The organism is Yersinia mollaretii ATCC 43969 (assembly GCF_013282725.1).
In the GTDB taxonomy this organism is placed as follows: domain Bacteria; phylum Pseudomonadota; class Gammaproteobacteria; order Enterobacterales; family Enterobacteriaceae; genus Yersinia; species Yersinia mollaretii.
On the sequence record NZ_CP054043.1, the window covers coordinates 4,073,373 to 4,090,533 of the forward strand.

Sequence of the window (17,161 nt, forward strand, 5' to 3'; positions counted from 1 at the left end):
TTCCCTTATTTTGTCATTCTTTAAATTGTCGAAATTACCATCGGAAATTCTCATTTTGCTAAACGGAATTTCAATATCACCGTGCTATCGGCGAAACCTAAGATGCATTGAAACTCGGTTTAGTTCCCCTTTGTTTCAATAGCGCTGAAAGTTTTAATCACGCTGAAAACTCAGTGATATAACGGATTTTAATCATGCAGAACATGGGTAATACCAAATCTCATCCTAATACTCTTGACCTTTTTGGGTTGATTGCACTGCTATTCAGAGGTAATCAACCGCTGGGTGGTTCATGGCATAAATTACAATTTCGGCTGAAATTTATCGCCAGAACGTTAATTCAACCAAAATTAACCCTAAATCTATTATCTATGCTGGTGAAGCAACCTTTTCTAAACAGTATGTTACGCGGCCAACCTGATTTGCCCTGTAAATTACATCGCCCTTATTTGGCGAATACGTTCAACAATCGTCAAAAATTGGCGGTACTACAGGATCATTTCCAGTTAATAAATCAATGTATGCCAGCATCATTACTGCATAACTATCTGCATCAATCGCCTTATCAGTTGGCTGAGTTAACAGGCAAAAATGAGGAGAAATATTTTCTTTATTTGGCCGTTATTTCAAGATTCAATAAAGAGGGCGAAATTACGCTGATGATGACCAATGAGCAACAACAAACGCTGGCCGTGCTGACTTTCAGCCTATTTTATTATCAACAGCAAAAAACATTATTTATTGGCGGCTTGCAAGGTGCTGATAATGAAACACCCCATAGCGAAATCCACCTCAGCACCAAAGCATGTCATGGCCTATTTCCTAAACGTCTGGTATTAGAAGCCGCCTGCGGATTGGCAAAGCTGATGGGGGTAACACAGATTGTTGCCGTCGGGAATGCCACGCATATTTACCAGAACTGGCGTTATCGGGCGAAGAAAAAAGACAAATTACACGCCGATTACGACAGTTTCTGGTGCTCACTGGGGGGGCAGCAGTGCGCAAAGGGTCATTTCAGCTTACCCACACAGATCGCACGCAAGCCGCTGGAAGATATTGCCAGTAAAAAACGGGCAGAATACCGCCGCCGCTACCAATTACTGGAACAACTCGAAGGCGGATTAGCTGCACATTTTGCAGGCCACTAATCGGCCCGACCTCGCGCCAACCAAACAACACGAGAAAACATTTTTTTCAGTAGTGGGGGAATAGACTCTACTCCCCACTCTCTGGCCTGGCTGGTCACTTCAATGGCCAAGTCGGGCTTGGAGGTGCGATGAATGGCCTTCTCAATGACTCTGCGCGGCTGCATTTTGGCACTCGCCGGAATAGCCGACACCCGGTGATAAACCGCATCAAACCCCGCGCGATATAAAAAGTGCTCCATATCCGGTGCGGGCAGTATAGTCAGGCGATCCCGCTCATGGTCACGCCCTGAGTCCGCCATATTACGGACTGTGTCGGCGTACTTTTTACCGGCATCATCACCATCCGTCAGAACATGCCACTGAATGCCCATGCGGTTGGCATACTTCAGCAAGGGTCGTAAACCACTCTGGGCAAACTCAATCACCTTGACACCTTCCGCTTCAAAGTGGTGACCACACTGGCGGGCCAGCTCATTAAGCAACCAGATCTCCGTTTCACCTTCTACCAGCAGCCAGCAGCGGGCAAATAAGGCGGAGGGGCGGTTGAAACGAATATGAAACGCGATGCGGCGGCTATCTTCAGCGCTCATGCCACGCGGGCCAATGCGGTAAGTCGCGACGCGAGAGGATTCACGCACCAGCCGACAAATGCTCTCTATCGGCACCAAAGAGACTAGCTCACCGGAGTTGGTGGTGGTGATACGTTGAAGTGGCAGTTGGCTGAGCAACCCCCAAGCGACTGATAACATGATCGGATGCAAGCGGGTTTCCGGGTCTTCGACCAGCAGTAAAGGCCGCGCATGGGGATCAAGACTCAGTGAGCCTTTGGCTTGCAGTAACGTTGAGAACATCCCCAGTAGTATCAATCGCATACTGCGACTATTGGGTTCAGCCACCATCCGGTTGATACTGTCGAGGGCCTGCCAGGCTTCTCGCTCCGGTTGTGGACGGTAGCGGTGATTACGCAGACCCACAGATTGCGACCCTTGCTCAGCAAAATAGTGCTCCAGTAGTTGGCGCATCGCCTCCAACCCTTGGCGCAGTTCAGTATTGGTCAGTTTCTGCGGATTACGCACCAACTCGCGGCTTAATTGATCCAGTTGCTGGTTTAGCGCCACTTTATCGGGTTGATGACTGTTTTCATCCGTCGTACTGCGCAGCCGGCGCATAAAGCGCGCATCGCGTAATCGCAATACCGGATGGATGCGAATCACCCCTCGTGCCAGCTTTTCAATATCATGCAAGGCCAGTGGCTGCCCCTCTAAATCGAGGAAAGTGCGCCAAGTACAGACAGTGCCATCATCAGCCAGCTCCCCCTCAACCCGATAATAAATACGATGTAAACCATCATCATTTTGTATCCATAACGGGGTTAATTGGCGGTAACGGGGGGCACGCCAGTGGCCAATATCTTTCTCGCAGAAGGTGAAAATAACCTGTAAATGGCGCTCTTTAGCACTTTCATCTCCTGCTGGATAATAAAAATCCTGCACGGTGAAATGATAAAGTTGCGGTTCGGGGGATAATAGTAATGTAAGGGCATCTAATAGGCTGGATTTACCCCAAGCATTCTCACCGACCAGCACGGTATTATCATCAAGGTTCAATGAAATACGATTAATACCGCGAAAACCGACTATATCTACGCGTTCAAGATACATGCTACGCCTCCGGTGCGAATTTATTCATGCAGTGACTACTAGATAACACTGTTAACCCGGCAAGCATAGCGCATTATCCTGATATCATGAGGTAAACCCTATGTCATTGAGGCGACACGGCAGGAGCTATGCTGCTTTACTCTGTCAGAAATTTTAGATAGTTTATTGCGCCACAGCCCACTATTCATCAGCTCATAATACCCAAAGTCATTGGCGTTACCGCAAGGCAAGAAACGCAGCAGTAATGTCAACAAAAAGGGTATAGGACGGTATAACTCGTGTATTCAGGATTGCTGATCATTCTTTTGCCATTAATTCTTGGCTATCTGATCCCACTTAGTCGCAAATCATTACTTCAATTGATCAACCGCTTATTAAGCTGGATGGTCTACGTGATTTTATTCTTTATGGGGATCAGTTTGGCATTTCTAGAGAATCTCAGCGCTAATTTGCTGCTTATTTTCCAGTACACCGCGGTCTTTTTCCTCTGTATTTTATGTGCCAACTTACTTGCGCTATTTTTACTCGAACGCAAATTGCCGTGGCGAAATACCCACCGTCAGGAAGCATTGCCCTCACGGCTGCATATGGCGCTGGAATCACTGAAATTATGTGGCGTGGTCATTATTGGTTTCCTGCTGGGTTTAAGCCAATGGGCATGGTTGCAGTATGCGGCGAAAGGTAGCGAACTGGCACTGATTTTCCTGCTGTTTTTAGTCGGTATTCAATTACGTAACAGTGGCATGACACTGCGCCAGATCGTGCTAAACCGCCGTGGGACTATTGTGGCCTTTGTCGTCGGTATCAGTGCATTGTTAGGGGGTCTGCTCGCCGCACTGCTGATGGGTTTGCCGATTAAAACAGGTCTGGCGATGGCCTCTGGCTTTGGCTGGTATTCGCTGTCAGGTATTTTGCTGACTGATGCATTTGGCCCGGTGATTGGTAGCGCCGCATTTTTCAATGATTTGGCACGGGAATTAGTCGCCATCATGCTGATCCCCACACTGGTTCGCCGCAGTCGCTCCACCGCATTGGGCTTGTGCGGTGCCACCTCGATGGACTTTACCCTGCCGGTATTGCAGCGTAGTGGTGGGCTGGAAATGGTCCCTGCCGCGATCGTCCACGGCTTTATACTGAGCCTGCTGGCCCCTGTGTTGATTGCGTTCTTTTCGTCATAAGTTTTTTCCGCGCAGTGGTTCGCCCGATTCACTGCGCGCTATTCCCGCCCAAAACTGAATAAATTCTCATTCGCAGCAAAAGTTGCGCCAAATCAAGATAAGGTAAAGTTGCACTAAATAAGCCTTTTTAAACCCTGCTAGCCCCTCTATGCTTTTAAACATGCATTATAAATGCACTTTTAAAAGGAAAATAATTATGTTCTGTGTGCAATGTGAACAAACCATCCGAACGCCTGCGGGCAACGGCTGCTCCTACGCGCAGGGGATGTGCGGAAAAACCGCTGAAACCTCTGATCTACAAGACCTATTAGTTGCCGTGCTGCAAGGGCTTTCCGCTTGGGCATTGACCGCGCGCGAAGTGGGCATCATTGATCATCAGATTGACAGCTTTGCACCCAGAGCCTTCTTCTCGACCCTCACCAATGTGAATTTCGATTCAGACCGAATCATCGGTTACGCCAAAGAAGCGATTTTGCTGCGCCAATCATTGGCTATCCGTTGTCGCTTGCTCGACAGCACTATCACCGTTGATCACCCGTTGGCTGAGCTGCAACTGCTGTCAGATGACATTCCTACCCTGCAACAGCAGTCGCAACAATTCGCCCTGAACAGTGATAAAGCCGAGATCGGCGACGATATTCATGGCCTGCGGATGCTCTGCTTGTATGGTCTGAAGGGCGCAGCGGCCTATATGGAGCATGCCCATGTACTGGGCCAGCACGATGAGCAAATTTACGCTGAATATCATGCTTATATGGCGTGGTTAGGGACACAGCCACGCGACGTGGACACCTTGCTGAATAATGCCATGGGCATTGGCAAAATGAACTTCAATGTCATGGCTATTTTGGACACTGGCGAAACCCAAGCCTATGGTGATCCGCAGCCCACTGCCGTGAATGTGCGCCCGGTGGCGGGTAAAGCCATTTTGATCTCCGGCCATGATCTCAAAGACTTACAAATGTTGCTGGAGCAGACAGAGGGCACCGGGGTTAACATTTATACCCACGGTGAGATGCTGCCCGCCCACGGCTACCCAGAATTAAAACGCTACCCACATCTGGTGGGTAACTACGGCAGTGGCTGGCAGAACCAACAGACCGAATTCGCCAAATTCCCCGGCCCGATCCTGATGACATCCAACTGTATCATTGACCCGAATGTGGGTAATTACGGCGACCGCATCTGGACCCGCAGCATTGTTGGCTGGCCGGGTGTGAATCATCTGGAAGGCGAAGATTTCGCGCAGGTGATTGATCAAGCATTGGGCATGGCGGGCTTCCCGTACAATGAGCTGGAGCACCTGATTACTGTCGGTTTCGGCCGTCAAACTCTGCTGAATGCAGCGGATACGGTGATTGATCTGGTCGCCACTAAAAAACTGCGCCATGTCTTCTTGGTGGGGGGCTGCGATGGTAGCCGCACAGAACGCAGCTATTTCACCGATTTTGCCCGCAGTGTGCCGCAAGATTGCATCATTATGACTCTGGCCTGCGGCAAATACCGCTTCAACAAGCTGGATTTCGGCACACTGGAGGGGTTACCGCGCCTGCTGGATGTCGGCCAATGTAATGATGCTTACTCAGCCATCATGCTGGCGGTAAAATTGTCAGAGAAATTGGGTTGCACCGTCAATGACTTGCCACTCAGTCTGGTGCTGTCATGGTTTGAACAAAAAGCCATTGTGATCCTCCTGACCTTGCTGTCACTGGGCGTTAAAAATATCTATACCGGCCCGACCGCGCCCGGCTTCCTGACGGACAACCTGATGGGGATTCTGTACGAGAAGTTTGGTATGCGGCCGATTACCACTGTCGAGCAAGATATGAACGCGATTCTGGGCAGTTAAGCATTGATTAATTAACCAATAATAGCTTGCCCGGCCAGTGCGGCTTCACGCCGTGGGTCGGGCATCATGAATGTTTTTTGCCCGAGAATGACCTGATTTGTTGTGAGGCCCCGATGACCGATTTTATTTCTACTGCCGATATTATCCCCACTGACTGTCCCACCGCCCTCTGCCCTAACCGGATGCAAGTCCACTCTATCGTACAAGAAACGCCCGATGTTTGGAGCCTGCGGCTGATTAATCACGATTTTTACCCTTATCTGCCGGGGCAGTATGCTCTGGTCAGTATTCGCAACAGTGATGAAACCCTGCGTGCATATACCCTCTCCTCTACACCCGGATTAAGCCCATTTATTCAACTCACGGTGCGCTGCTTGGCTGATGGCGAGGGGTCGAATTGGCTGACCCAGCAGGTCAACGCGGGGGATTATCTGTGGCTTTCCGAAGCACAAGGCGAGTTTACCTGCGCTCATGCAGATGATGACCATTACCTGATGTTGGCCGCCGGCTGCGGTGTTACGCCCGTGATGTCAATGTGCCGTGACTTGCTGGCACGACGTACACAAGCCGATATTCGGGTGATTTTTAATGTGCGCTCACCGGCGGACGTGATTTTTGCCGATGAGTGGCAACAGTTATTGCAACACTATCCGCAACAATTACAGCTCACTTTGGTAGCGGAATCCGCAGCGACGGAGGGCTTTATCGCCGGCAGAATCACGGCTCAAATCATGCAGCAGGTCGCGCCAGACATCACCCGCCGCCGTGTGATGACCTGTGGCCCCGCACCCTATATGGATTGGGTTGAGCACTATTGCCGTGAGCAATCCGTGCCAGCCGACCATTTCCAAAAAGAGCAGTTCCGCACCGCAGATGACGTGATTGATACCAGCAATGAGTTGACGATGACCATTAGCCATCCACTGCGCAGTGTGAAAGTGCCCGTCGGCACCTCATTGCTGTTTGCGCTGGAGCAACATAAAGTTCCAGTCATGGCGGCCTGCCGTGCGGGAGTCTGTGGCTCGTGTAAAACGCGCATTCTGCATGGCGAATACACCACCAGCAGCACCATGACACTGACCCCCGAAGAGATTGCCCAAGGCTATGTTCTGGCTTGCAGTTGCCAACTACAGGGCGATGTCCAACTGGCGTAACCGCCTAGCTCACCGCCCCATAAATGCTAACCAGCCCCATTCATGGGGCGATTCACACCATTAATGGTCAATTCACGCCGTTAATAGAGCAATAATGATTAAACGCGCCATACTTTGACCTCATAGAATAATGACTCGCCGTTAATCCTTGAAGGGACAACTTATGAAGCAAACCGTGGCAACACTGGTCGCAAAAACGTTGGAACAAGCAGGTGTAAAGCGAATTTGGGGCGTCACCGGGGACTCACTCAATGGGCTGAGTGATAGCCTGCATCGAATGGGCACCATTGAGTGGATGGGGACGCGCCATGAAGAGGTAGCCGCTTTCGCCGCCGGGGCTGAGGCGCAACTAACTGGGCAACTGGCGGTCTGCGCTGGCTCTTGTGGCCCCGGTAACCTCCATCTGATCAATGGCTTATTTGATTGTCATCGCAACCATGTTCCGGTGCTGGCGATTGCCGCGCACATCCCCTCTAGCGAAATTGGCAGTGGTTATTTTCAGGAAACCCACCCGCAAGAGCTGTTCCGCGAATGCAGCCACTACTGTGAATTGGTTTCCAACCCAGAGCAGTTGCCGCGGGTGCTGGAAATAGCCATGCGCCAAGCCATTCTCAATCGAGGCGTGTCAGTGATTGTGTTGCCGGGTGATGTCGCACTACAACCCGCGCCGGAAGAGGCCGCCGTGGTGTGGCAGACACCGAAACTGCCCTTAGTTCAGCCGCCGATGAGTGAATTGGCGATTCTGGCGCAGACACTGAACAAGGCGAAAAACATCACGCTGATGTGCGGCAGCGGCTGTGCGGATGCCCACGACGAAGTGGTCAAATTGGCCGAAATGCTGCAAGCCCCGGTGGTACATGCGCTGCGGGGCAAAGAACATATTGAATGGGATAATCCTTACAGCGTCGGTATGACCGGGCTGATTGGGTTTGCCTCGGGTTATCATGCCATGATGAATGCCGATACCTTGGTGTTGCTCGGCACCCAATTCCCTTATCGCGCTTTTTATCCCACCCATGCCAACATCATCCAGATTGATATCAACCCCGGAAGTATTGGTGCTCACTGCCCTGTCAATATGGCGCTGGTGGGGGATATCAACACCACACTGCGTGCGCTGATCCCGCAGTTAGAAGCCAAAAGTGATAGCAAATTTTTAGAAAAAGCGCTGGAACACTATCGTACCACCCGCAAAGATCTGGATGGGCTGGCGACCGCCAATGATAACCAGCCGATCCATCCGCAATATCTGGCGCAGCAGATCAGCCGCCATGCCACGGATGACGCCATTTTCACCTGTGATGTTGGCACCCCCACCGTGTGGGCGGCCCGCTATCTTGAGATGAACGGCAAACGGCGCTTGCTGGGGTCGTTCAACCACGGTTCGATGGCGAATGCCATGCCACAAGCCATTGGCGCACAAGCCACCGCCCCTGATCGCCAAGTGGTTGCCCTGTGTGGCGACGGCGGCTTCACCATGCTCATGGGGGATTTCCTCACCTTGGCGCAGCTCAAATTACCGGTGAAAATTGTGGTGTTCAATAACAGTGTGCTGGGATTTGTGGCGATGGAGATGAAAGCCGGGGGTTATCTGACAGATGGCACCGACTTGCATAATCCTGACTTTGCCGCCATTGCCAATGCGGCGGGCATCAAGGGAATTCGGGTTGAGAAAGCCTCTGAGTTAGATGCCGCGCTGGAGAGTGCTTTTGCCCATCCGGGGCCGGTATTGGTGGATGTGGTCACCGCCAAACAAGAGTTATCGATGCCGCCACAAATCAAATTTGAGCAGGCAAAAGGATTCAGCCTCTATATGCTCAGGGCGATTATCAATGGCCGTGGTGATGAAGTGGTCGAGTTGGCAAAAACCAATTGGCTACGTTAATACTCTTATCGCCACTATCACCACACTAATGGCATCATGAGCCATGGATGCGTTTATTCAGCCGCTTCCATGGCTTTTATTCGTTTCATTCTATCCCCTCGCCCGACTCAACACAGTAATAAACCCCACATATTATGTGGCATAATCGACACTTTAAACGTATCACCCTGCTAAATACCCCATACCGGCGTAGAGTCATTTATTAATCAGTTGTCATCACGATATCAACGGCACACTCACAGTATTGATGGGGGTATCCCTATGCCAAAAAAAACCAAGTCAGGATTTTCAGCCACGGCGGAATTGACCTGTTTGCTGCGCGCAAAGTCATACGGCGAGAAAAAGCCCCATCTTAAAAGTGATGATTATGTGGCGGTTATTCTCAGTCAGACCTTCCATTCACTCTTTTCTATGATGCAGAAAACCTTTCTGCTGGGTGATGATGTCTTAAATCTCGCCACCCCCGCGGGCATTTACCCCTATATTGTGGCCCGCACCCTCTATATCGATGCTATTTTTCAAAAAACGGCTGGGCGCTTTAGCAAAATATTTATTCTGGGGGCCGGCTATGATTCACGAGCGATTCGTTTTTATCACGCGTTGCAACATAGCCGTATCTTTGAAATTGATCACCCCGCCATGCAGCAGCACAAAATCGAGAAACTGAGCGAGGTACACATCTCACCCCCTTCCAATTTGACCTTTCTTCCCATTGATTTTAATCAACAAAATTTGGCTGACACCCTCGCCAACTTCCCGCTACAAACGGGCGAGAAGTGCCTGTTTCTGTTGGAAGGCTTGCTGATGTATCTGGACCCTACACAAGTAAAAACACTGTTGAGTGCCATCAGTGATTACAGTAGTGATGGCAGCCAGATTATTTTCGATTTTGTGTATGAGAATCTATTGGTGGATGACCACGGAATAACAGATAACCCGCCACGCAACCCTGAATATGGCGTGAAAGAGAGTATTGAGGGGGTACGCACGATTGGCGAAGCTTGGACATTTGGTATCGCTGCGCAGGGGATCGACGGATTTTTACAGCAGTACGGTTTCACTTTATTGGATAGAGCCGATGCCCACGAATTGGAAAAACGATTCTTTACCGATAACCAAGGAAAATGTCTGGAGAGAATTAATACCGCCTCGTGTTTGATCTACGCCAGTCGAGAAAAATCCTAATAAATCAGCGGATAATCAGATTTTCACTCATTATCAATTATCCTGATAAGTCAAATTTCTTTAATATCAATAAATAATCCCTGCCACTCCTTTCTTGTTTTATCAATCTGGCTATGATGAAGCATAGCCCCTTATTCTGACCGCGAGATAACTATGCTGATCGATTTACGCAGTGACACAGTAACGCAACCTGATACCGCGATGCGCAATGCCATGGCGAATGCCGAAGTCGGCGACGATGTGTATGGTGATGACCCGACGGTGAATGCATTGGAAGCCGAAGCCGCCAGACTGTCAGGCAAAGAGGCCGCCCTGTTTCTGCCGACCGGCACACAGGCCAATTTGGTCGCGCTATTAACCCACTGCCAGCGGGGGGAAGAGTATATTGTCGGCCAGAAAGCGCACAACTACCTGTATGAAGCCGGGGGGGCCGCCGTGCTTGGCAGTATTCAGCCGCAACCTATTGATGCCAATGATGACGGTACTCTACCGCTGGATAAAGTGTTAGCCGCCATCAAACCTGATGACATTCATTTTGCCCAAACCCGGCTGTTAAGTTTGGAAAATACCCATAGCGGCAAAGTGTTGCCCCTGAGCTATTTGCAGCAAGCTTGGGCATTGACCCGCGAGAAAAAACTGGCGCTCCATATTGACGGTGCACGTATTTTTAATGCCGCCGTGGCGCTAAATGTGCCTTTGAGCGAGATTAGCCAATATTGCGATACCCTGACCATTTGTCTCTCCAAAGGGCTGGGCACGCCAGTGGGCTCTCTGCTGTGTGGCAGTGCGGAATATATTCATCGCGCCCGCCGCTGGCGCAAAATGACCGGCGGGGGGATGCGGCAGGCGGGTATTTTGGCGGCGGCGGGGTTATATGCCCTAGATCACAATGTCGCCCGCTTAAAAGATGACCACGACAATGCCGCATGGCTAGAGCAGCAACTGCGCTCGCTGGATGTCGAGATAGTCGCGCCGGGCGCGCAAACTAACGTGCTGTATATTAAGCAGTCGGCTGAATCAGCCGCCCAACTTGGTCCTTGGATGCGCGAACGTGGCGTATTAATCAGCGCTGGCCCGATCACTCGAATGATTACCCACATCAATATCAGTCGCCAAGATCTGGAAAAAGTGGTGGCACTGTGGCGTGAATTTTTAACCGAGCAGCGCTCATGACGCCGCAACGGATATTGGTGCTGGGGGCCAGTGGCTATATCGGCCAGCACCTGATCCCCAGACTCAGCCAACAGGGGCATCAGGTCACTGCCGCCGCCCGCCGCATTGAGTGGTTGAAAGAGCAGCCGTGGCCCGACGTCAACTGCCGCTTTGTCGATCTTTATCAGCCCGATACCCTCAGTGCCGCCCTACAAGATATTGATGTCGTTTATTATTTGGTACATGGCATGGGCGACGGGCAGGATTTGATTGAGCAGGAGCGCCTTGCCGCCAGCAATATGAAGGCGGCACTCCAAGCACAGCCCAGCTCGGTGAAGCAGGTCATCTATCTGGGTGCCTTGCAGCCGGGAAACAACAGCTCCCCCCATCTGATTGCGCGCAAACTGACCGGTGACTTGCTGCGCCAAAGTGGTGTTCCGGTGACAGAACTGCGCGCCAGTATCATCGTCGGCCCCGGTTCTGCCGCCTTTGAAGTGATGCGCGACATGGTTTATAACCTGCCGATCCTGACACCGCCGCGCTGGGTGCGATCAAAATCCTCCCCGGTCGCACTGGATAACCTACTGGTTTACTTGACGGAACTGCTCAATCATCCGGCAGCAGAGAACCGCATTTTTGATGTCGCTGGGCCGGAGTACATCAGCTATCAAACCCTGTTTGAGCGCTTTATTGCCATCAGTGGCAAACGGCGCTGGTTGATCCCAATTCCTCTGCCAACTCGATTTATCTCAGTCTATTTCATCAGCATGATCACCTCAGTGCCGACCCCGATTGCCAGTGCCTTGATTGAGGGGCTGAACCACGATTTGCCCGCCGATGGCGAGGCATTACAAGCACTGATTCCCCAGCAACTGGTGAGTTTTGATGATGCGGTCAAAGAGACATTGCGCCGGGAGGATGAAGTGGTGGACTCGGCAGATTGGGGCTATGACCCCGAAGCCCGCTCCCGCTGGCGGCCCGGTTACGGATTTTATCCCAAACAGGCCGGTTGCCAGCTCTACACCACTGCCTCCAGCGAAGCGCTCTGGCATGTGGTGCAGCAAATCGGCGGTAAAGAGGGCTATTTCTACGGCAATCCGCTATGGAAAACCCGCGCTTGGATGGATGATCTTGCTGGCGGCGGGGTGGTCTATGGCCGCCCAGATCGCGAAACGCTGGAGTTGGGTGACCTGATTGATGGCTGGAAAGTCATTACCGTCAAGCCGTTACGCCAGTTGGCGATGATGTTCGGCATGAAAGCCCCCGGTTTGGGCCGCCTGACATTTACCATCAAGGATTTAGGCGGGCGTCGCAGTTTTGATGTCCGGGCATGGTGGCATCCGGCAGGTTTTAGCGGCCTGCTCTACTGGTTTGTGATGATGCCCGCCCATCTGTTTATTTTCCGTGGCATGGCAAAACGTATTGCGACACTGGCTGAAGACTATGATCGTGAACAGTCGCAGCGCACATTGGCACAAAGCGAATCGGATGACGCGCCAACGCCCTAAATTGAGCGGCATCACTAATGCCCCTTTTTCCTCTGATTCGCAGTCAACAACACTGCAAACACAAGGAAAAAGGGGATAGTCGGTGCTTTCTGATTGCATAGCGCATCATTTCACGGAAGAATGGCATCTTATTTGCTGAGCGAATAATTCCAAACGCTAGCATTCTGATTTTTGGTGGGAACCGAATTCGCTATGAAGGTATTGGTCACCGGTGCAACCTGTGGGTTAGGCCGAAATGCCGTTGAATATCTCCGCCGTCAGGGTATCAAGGTCATTGCTGCGGGCAACAATGCGGCGATGGGCGCATTACTGACAAAAATGGGCGCTGAATTTATTCATGCGGACCTGACCAATCTGGTCTCCTCGCAGGCAAAAGCCATGCTGGCGGATGTCGATACCCTGTGGCATTGCTCTAGTTTTACCTCGCCGTGGGGGACTGAGCAGGCTTTTGAGCTGGCCAATGTCCGCGCCACCCGCCGCTTAGGCGAATGGGCTGCCGCCTATGGTGTGGAGAATTTCATTCATATCTCCTCGCCCGCGATTTACTTCGATTACCATCATCACCGTAATATTCAGGAAGATTTTCGCCCGGCACGTTTCGCCAATGAATTCGCCCGCAGCAAAGCCGCCGGTGAGCAGGTGATCCAACAATTGGCGCTCTCCAACCCACAAACGCATTTTACCATCCTGCGCCCACAAGGCTTATTCGGCCCTCACGACAAAGTGATGCTGCCGCGCCTGCTACAGATGATTAAGCACTATGGCACCCTGCTGCTACCCCGTGGCGGCAGTGCGCTGGTGGATATGACCTATCTGGAAAATGCGGTACATGCGATGTGGCTGGCGACCCAAAGTCAAAATACCCTGTCGGGTCGAGCTTACAACATTACCAATCAGCAACCCCGCCCCTTGCGCACCATCGTGCAACATCTACTCGACGCGCTGGATATGCCGTGCCGCATTCGCTCGGTGCCCTATCCGATGATGGATATCATGGCCAGAGCTATGGAAAAGCTTGCGAATAAAGCCGAAAAAGAGCCGGTGTTGACACATTATGCTGTCGCTAAACTCAATTTTGATCTGACGCTGGACACGCGACGCGCCGAGCAAGAGTTGGGCTATCGCCCGATAGTGTCACTGGACGAAGGCATTAATCGCACCGCCCTCTGGCTCAAAGATCACGGAAGACTGCGCGGTTTATAGCCATTTCCGGCAAGCATAAGACAGTCATAAAAATAGGTCTTATACTACAATCACTTTCAAAACTATTATTACTTTCAGAACGGCAGTGATTACTTTCAGGACGGCAGTGGCTTGCACCACTGCGATCACTTTCATCATGTCCCCTAACAACGGGATGCGACAGGCAGGTGCAGCAACCGCCCGCCGCATCAAGTTCGCAGGGTAGAGATTCTTTCACCTAAGGTCATCATATGAAAAAGAAAAATATTGCTCTGATTCTTCCTCTCGCCATTCTGCTTAGCGCCTGCACCAGCACCGTCGATCCGGCGTTTAAAGACATCGGCAGCCGCACAGCACCTTGCGTTGACGGCGGGCCGGATCAAGTAGCGCAACAATTCTATGATCTGCGGGTTCAGCAAATTGGCAATCACAGTGGCTTGCCCGACGATAATCTGTCGGCTCAATTTCGCCCCTATCTGAGCCAACCGCTTTACGAAATGATTCAAAACGCCAGAAAACAAGCGGGCACCCGCACCACGGCCCAAGTCAATAAAACCCAAGCCATTAATGGCGATATCTTCACTAGCCTGCGCGAAGGCAGTACCAGCGCGAATGTGGCCAGCGCCTCGACCATTCCCAATACCGATGCCCGAAACATTCCGCTGCGTGTTAATTTGACTCATCAGAGCGCAGGTGGCCAGTCGGTGACTTGGCAGGATGAAGTGCTGATGATCCGCGAAGGCACCTGCTGGGTGGTCGATGATATCCGTTTTATGGGCGTCACAGCCCCCGCCAGTAGCTTGCGTCAGCTACTGGGTGACCACTGATCCCACACTTTTCGCTTCCGGCAGAAAGAGTTGTCTGTCGGAAGCGGGTCATACTGGGGCGAAATCTGTCAGCCCCGCGAAAAATTAATGTCAACAAGGAAGAAGTGGCTATGCACTCAGTTCACCCTGTGATTAAGCTCCTTGCCATCAGCGGATTTTTTGTCGCCATCGCCGCCCAAGCAGCCCCCCAATGTGGGCAAACCGCTCAGTTGATCAATGCCCGTTTAAGCTATATGAAGGATGTGGCGGGCTATAAAGCGGAAAATCATCTGCCAATAGAAGACATTGCCCAAGAAGAGAAAGTGATTGATAAAGCACTCGCGGAAGCGGAGTCGTTGGGTCTCAATGCAGCATCAATCAAGCCGTTTATGGTGGCACAAATCAATGCAGCCAAAGCGATTCAATACCGCTATCGTGCAGATTGGTTATCACAGCCAGAAACCCATTGGCAGCCCAAGCCACTGGATACCGTGCGCACTCAAATTGGCGAGCTGAGCAGCAAGACCCTCAAACAGGTAGCGGAAGAGCTGAAAACCTGCGACAAGACGGCCATTGCCGACAAAAGCGTATTCATCAAAACAATACGTCAACATAATCTACACACCGCTGATGTGGATATCATCTTCTCAACATTCACTCAGATAACATTGAAATAGCGGCCAGTTATTCCTCCCGCCAATGTGTACCGGTTTTCTTCCAGTAAATCGGTATGCTTTGATTTACAAGTAGATTCCTGTTTTGACTATTTTTTAATCTACCGCTGCGGATACTCTGTCAGATTTATCCATCGCCCGACAAATTCCCCCAGAGCAGAGTCAAATCCAAATGTTATGCTGTTATCCCCACTGAACTCTGGTTATTAATAAATTTTAACGCACAAAGATTGCATAAGTATTCCGTGGAAGTTACCATTCACCGCATCATTGGCTATTCAGATTTGGCGCATGAGTATTCAACTTAGCGGAATTAACTGTTACTACGGCGTGCATCAAGCGCTGTTCGACATCACATTAGACTGTCCGGCAGGTGAAACCTTAGTGTTACTAGGGCCAAGCGGTGCTGGTAAAAGCTCACTGCTGCGCGTACTTAATCTGCTGGAGATGCCGCGTTCCGGCACCTTGCAGATCGCCGGTAATCACTTCGATTTTACCCAAGCTCCGGGGGCAAAAGCGATTCGCGAATTGCGCCAGAATGTGGGTATGGTCTTCCAGCAGTACAATCTTTGGCCGCATCTGTCAGTGGTACAGAATCTGATTGAAGCCCCTTGCCGCGTGCTGGGTCTGTCAAAAGATGAAGCTATGGCGCGTGCCCAGAAATTACTGACGCGACTGCGTTTGACTGATTTTGCTGATCGCTTTCCGCTGCACCTTTCCGGTGGTCAGCAGCAGCGCGTGGCCATTGCCCGGGCGCTGATGATGGAACCTCAGGTCTTGCTGTTTGACGAACCGACGGCGGCACTCGACCCAGAGATTACCGCGCAAATCGTCAGCATCATCCGTGAATTGGCCGGAACCGGCATTACTCAAGTCATTGTTACACATGAAGTTGAAGTGGCCCGTAAAACCGCTAGCCGTGTGGTTTACATGGAAAACGGCCACGTGGTAGAACAAGGCGATGCCAGCCACTTTACTCAACCGACAACCGAAGCTTTTGCCAGCTATCTGTCACATTGATATCTATTTGGGAATTTGCGATGAAAAAACTAATAATTGCTGCCGTCCTCGCCAGCATCAGTTTGTCAGCCTCGGCCGCTGAAACTATCCGTTTCGCGGCTGAAGCCACCTACCCGCCATTCGAATTTATTGATGCCAATAATAAAATGCAGGGCTTCGATATCGATCTGGCGAATGCGCTGTGTAAAGAGATGCAGGCAGACTGCACCTTTACCAATCAGGCGTTTGACAGCTTGATCCCAAGCCTGAAATTCAAACGTTTTGATGCCGTGATCTCGGGTATGGACATCACCCCTGAGCGCCAAAAACAAGTGGCTTTCACCAAACCTTATTATGATAACTCCGCGCTGTTTATCGCTGAGAAAGGGAAAGTGGCTGATTTGGCCGCCCTGAAAGGCAAACGCGTCGGGATGCAGAATGGCTCTACCCATCAGAAATACCTGATGGAGAAACACCCTGAAATCACCGCCGTCCCTTACGACAGCTATCAGAATGCGATTCTTGACCTGAAGAATGGCCGTCTGGACGCGGTATTTGGTGACACTGCGGTGGTGAATGAGTGGCTGAAGCAGAATAACCAACTGGCTGCGGTCGGCGATAAAGTGACCGATGCTGACTATTTCGGTACCGGTTTAGGTATCGCAGTTCGTCAGACCAATACCGAATTACTGGGTAAGTTAGATGCTGCACTGGCGAAAGTGAAAGCCGATGGCACCTATCAGACAATTTATAAAAAATGGTTCCAGCAGTAATTTAAGC

At 51.1% G+C, this 17,161-nt stretch carries 14 protein-coding genes; 13 read left to right on the forward strand and 1 reads right to left on the reverse strand.

Translation table 11 applies throughout. The annotated features are described in order from the left end of the window. The first annotated feature begins 194 nt into the window (after nt 1–194). Nucleotides 195–1,148, forward strand: coding sequence for a VirK/YbjX family protein (locus HRD69_RS18110; RefSeq protein WP_032813133.1), 954 nt, complete (start codon nt 195–197; stop codon nt 1,146–1,148). Here HRD69_RS18110 and HRD69_RS18115 read toward each other — a convergent pair. After that, on the reverse strand, nt 1,145–2,809 hold the full coding sequence (locus HRD69_RS18115; protein WP_004873728.1) for an ATP-dependent endonuclease: 1,665 nt from the start codon (nt 2,807–2,809) through the stop codon (nt 1,145–1,147). The genes HRD69_RS18110 and HRD69_RS18115 overlap by 4 nt on opposite strands. 278 nt (nt 2,810–3,087) lie before the next feature. Here HRD69_RS18115 and HRD69_RS18120 point away from each other — a divergent pair, with 278 nt between their 5' ends. The 12 genes from HRD69_RS18120 (at nt 3,088) to artJ (ending at nt 17,154) form a co-directional block, all read left to right on the forward strand. Further along, entirely contained in the window at nt 3,088–3,987 is a 900-nt protein-coding gene (locus HRD69_RS18120; protein ID WP_004873726.1) for a LysO family transporter, read from the forward strand. A gap of 196 nt (nt 3,988–4,183) precedes the next feature. Next, entirely contained in the window at nt 4,184–5,836 is a 1,653-nt protein-coding gene (hcp, locus tag HRD69_RS18125) for a hydroxylamine reductase (RefSeq protein WP_004873725.1), read from the forward strand. Nucleotides 5,837–6,018: 182 nt separating this feature from the next. Beyond that, complete coding sequence (hcr, locus tag HRD69_RS18130) at nt 6,019–6,990, forward strand: NADH oxidoreductase (RefSeq protein WP_390898453.1); 972 nt, start codon at nt 6,019–6,021, stop codon at nt 6,988–6,990. A gap of 163 nt (nt 6,991–7,153) precedes the next feature. Beyond that, nucleotides 7,154–8,875, forward strand: a complete 1,722-nt coding sequence (gene poxB / locus HRD69_RS18135) for a ubiquinone-dependent pyruvate dehydrogenase (RefSeq protein WP_004873723.1) — start codon at nt 7,154–7,156, stop codon at nt 8,873–8,875. A gap of 261 nt (nt 8,876–9,136) precedes the next feature. Beyond that, nucleotides 9,137–10,060, forward strand: a complete 924-nt coding sequence (locus HRD69_RS18140; protein ID WP_172984634.1) for a class I SAM-dependent methyltransferase — start codon at nt 9,137–9,139, stop codon at nt 10,058–10,060. 153 nt (nt 10,061–10,213) lie between these two features. After that, nucleotides 10,214–11,233, forward strand: a complete 1,020-nt coding sequence (gene ltaE, locus HRD69_RS18145; RefSeq protein ID WP_004873721.1) for a low-specificity L-threonine aldolase — start codon at nt 10,214–10,216, stop codon at nt 11,231–11,233. Further along, nucleotides 11,230–12,720: a DUF2867 domain-containing protein gene (locus HRD69_RS18150; protein ID WP_032813132.1), complete on the forward strand. Its 1,491-nt coding sequence runs from the start codon at nt 11,230–11,232 to the stop codon at nt 12,718–12,720. The genes ltaE and HRD69_RS18150 overlap by 4 nt, the downstream gene beginning before the upstream one ends. 192 nt (nt 12,721–12,912) lie before the next feature. Next, nucleotides 12,913–13,923 carry an NAD-dependent epimerase/dehydratase family protein gene (locus HRD69_RS18155; RefSeq protein ID WP_004873719.1) on the forward strand — a complete coding sequence of 337 codons (1,011 nt, stop codon included), beginning with the start codon at nt 12,913–12,915 and terminating at the stop codon, nt 13,921–13,923. A 230-nt stretch (nt 13,924–14,153) separates the two neighbouring features. Continuing rightward, nucleotides 14,154–14,729, forward strand: coding sequence for a lipoprotein (locus HRD69_RS18160; protein WP_004873717.1), 576 nt, complete (start codon nt 14,154–14,156; stop codon nt 14,727–14,729). Nucleotides 14,730–14,839: 110 nt separating this feature from the next. Then, nucleotides 14,840–15,385: a chorismate mutase gene (locus tag HRD69_RS18165; protein WP_032813131.1), complete on the forward strand. Its 546-nt coding sequence runs from the start codon at nt 14,840–14,842 to the stop codon at nt 15,383–15,385. Nucleotides 15,386–15,673: 288 nt separating this feature from the next. Next, a complete protein-coding gene (gene artP, locus HRD69_RS18170; RefSeq protein ID WP_004873715.1) occupies nt 15,674–16,402 on the forward strand; it encodes an arginine ABC transporter ATP-binding protein ArtP in 729 nt (242 codons plus the stop codon). Between the two features lie 20 nt (nt 16,403–16,422). Then, entirely contained in the window at nt 16,423–17,154 is a 732-nt protein-coding gene (artJ, locus tag HRD69_RS18175) for an arginine ABC transporter substrate-binding protein (protein WP_004873714.1), read from the forward strand. Nucleotides 17,155–17,161: the final 7 nt, after the last annotated feature.

Bases quoted from the DNA above. Each gene is read 5' to 3' on its own strand.
- artP (WP_004873715.1), top strand. From the start codon at position 15,674: ATGAGTATTCAACTTAGCGGAATTAACTGTTACTACGGCGTGCATCAA.
- poxB (WP_004873723.1), top strand. From the start codon at position 7,154: ATGAAGCAAACCGTGGCAACACTGGTCGCAAAAACGTTGGAACAAGCA.
- hcp (WP_004873725.1), top strand. From the start codon at position 4,184: ATGTTCTGTGTGCAATGTGAACAAACCATCCGAACGCCTGCGGGCAAC.
- hcr (WP_390898453.1), top strand. From the start codon at position 6,019: ATGCAAGTCCACTCTATCGTACAAGAAACGCCCGATGTTTGGAGCCTG.
- HRD69_RS18155 (WP_004873719.1), top strand. From the start codon at position 12,913: ATGAAGGTATTGGTCACCGGTGCAACCTGTGGGTTAGGCCGAAATGCC.
- artJ (WP_004873714.1), top strand. From the start codon at position 16,423: ATGAAAAAACTAATAATTGCTGCCGTCCTCGCCAGCATCAGTTTGTCA.
- HRD69_RS18165 (WP_032813131.1), top strand. From the start codon at position 14,840: ATGCACTCAGTTCACCCTGTGATTAAGCTCCTTGCCATCAGCGGATTT.
- HRD69_RS18150 (WP_032813132.1), top strand. From the start codon at position 11,230: ATGACGCCGCAACGGATATTGGTGCTGGGGGCCAGTGGCTATATCGGC.
- HRD69_RS18140 (WP_172984634.1), top strand. From the start codon at position 9,137: ATGCCAAAAAAAACCAAGTCAGGATTTTCAGCCACGGCGGAATTGACC.
- HRD69_RS18110 (WP_032813133.1), top strand. From the start codon at position 195: ATGCAGAACATGGGTAATACCAAATCTCATCCTAATACTCTTGACCTT.
- HRD69_RS18160 (WP_004873717.1), top strand. From the start codon at position 14,154: ATGAAAAAGAAAAATATTGCTCTGATTCTTCCTCTCGCCATTCTGCTT.
- HRD69_RS18115 (WP_004873728.1), bottom strand. From the start codon at position 2,809: ATGTATCTTGAACGCGTAGATATAGTCGGTTTTCGCGGTATTAATCGT.
- ltaE (WP_004873721.1), top strand. From the start codon at position 10,214: ATGCTGATCGATTTACGCAGTGACACAGTAACGCAACCTGATACCGCG.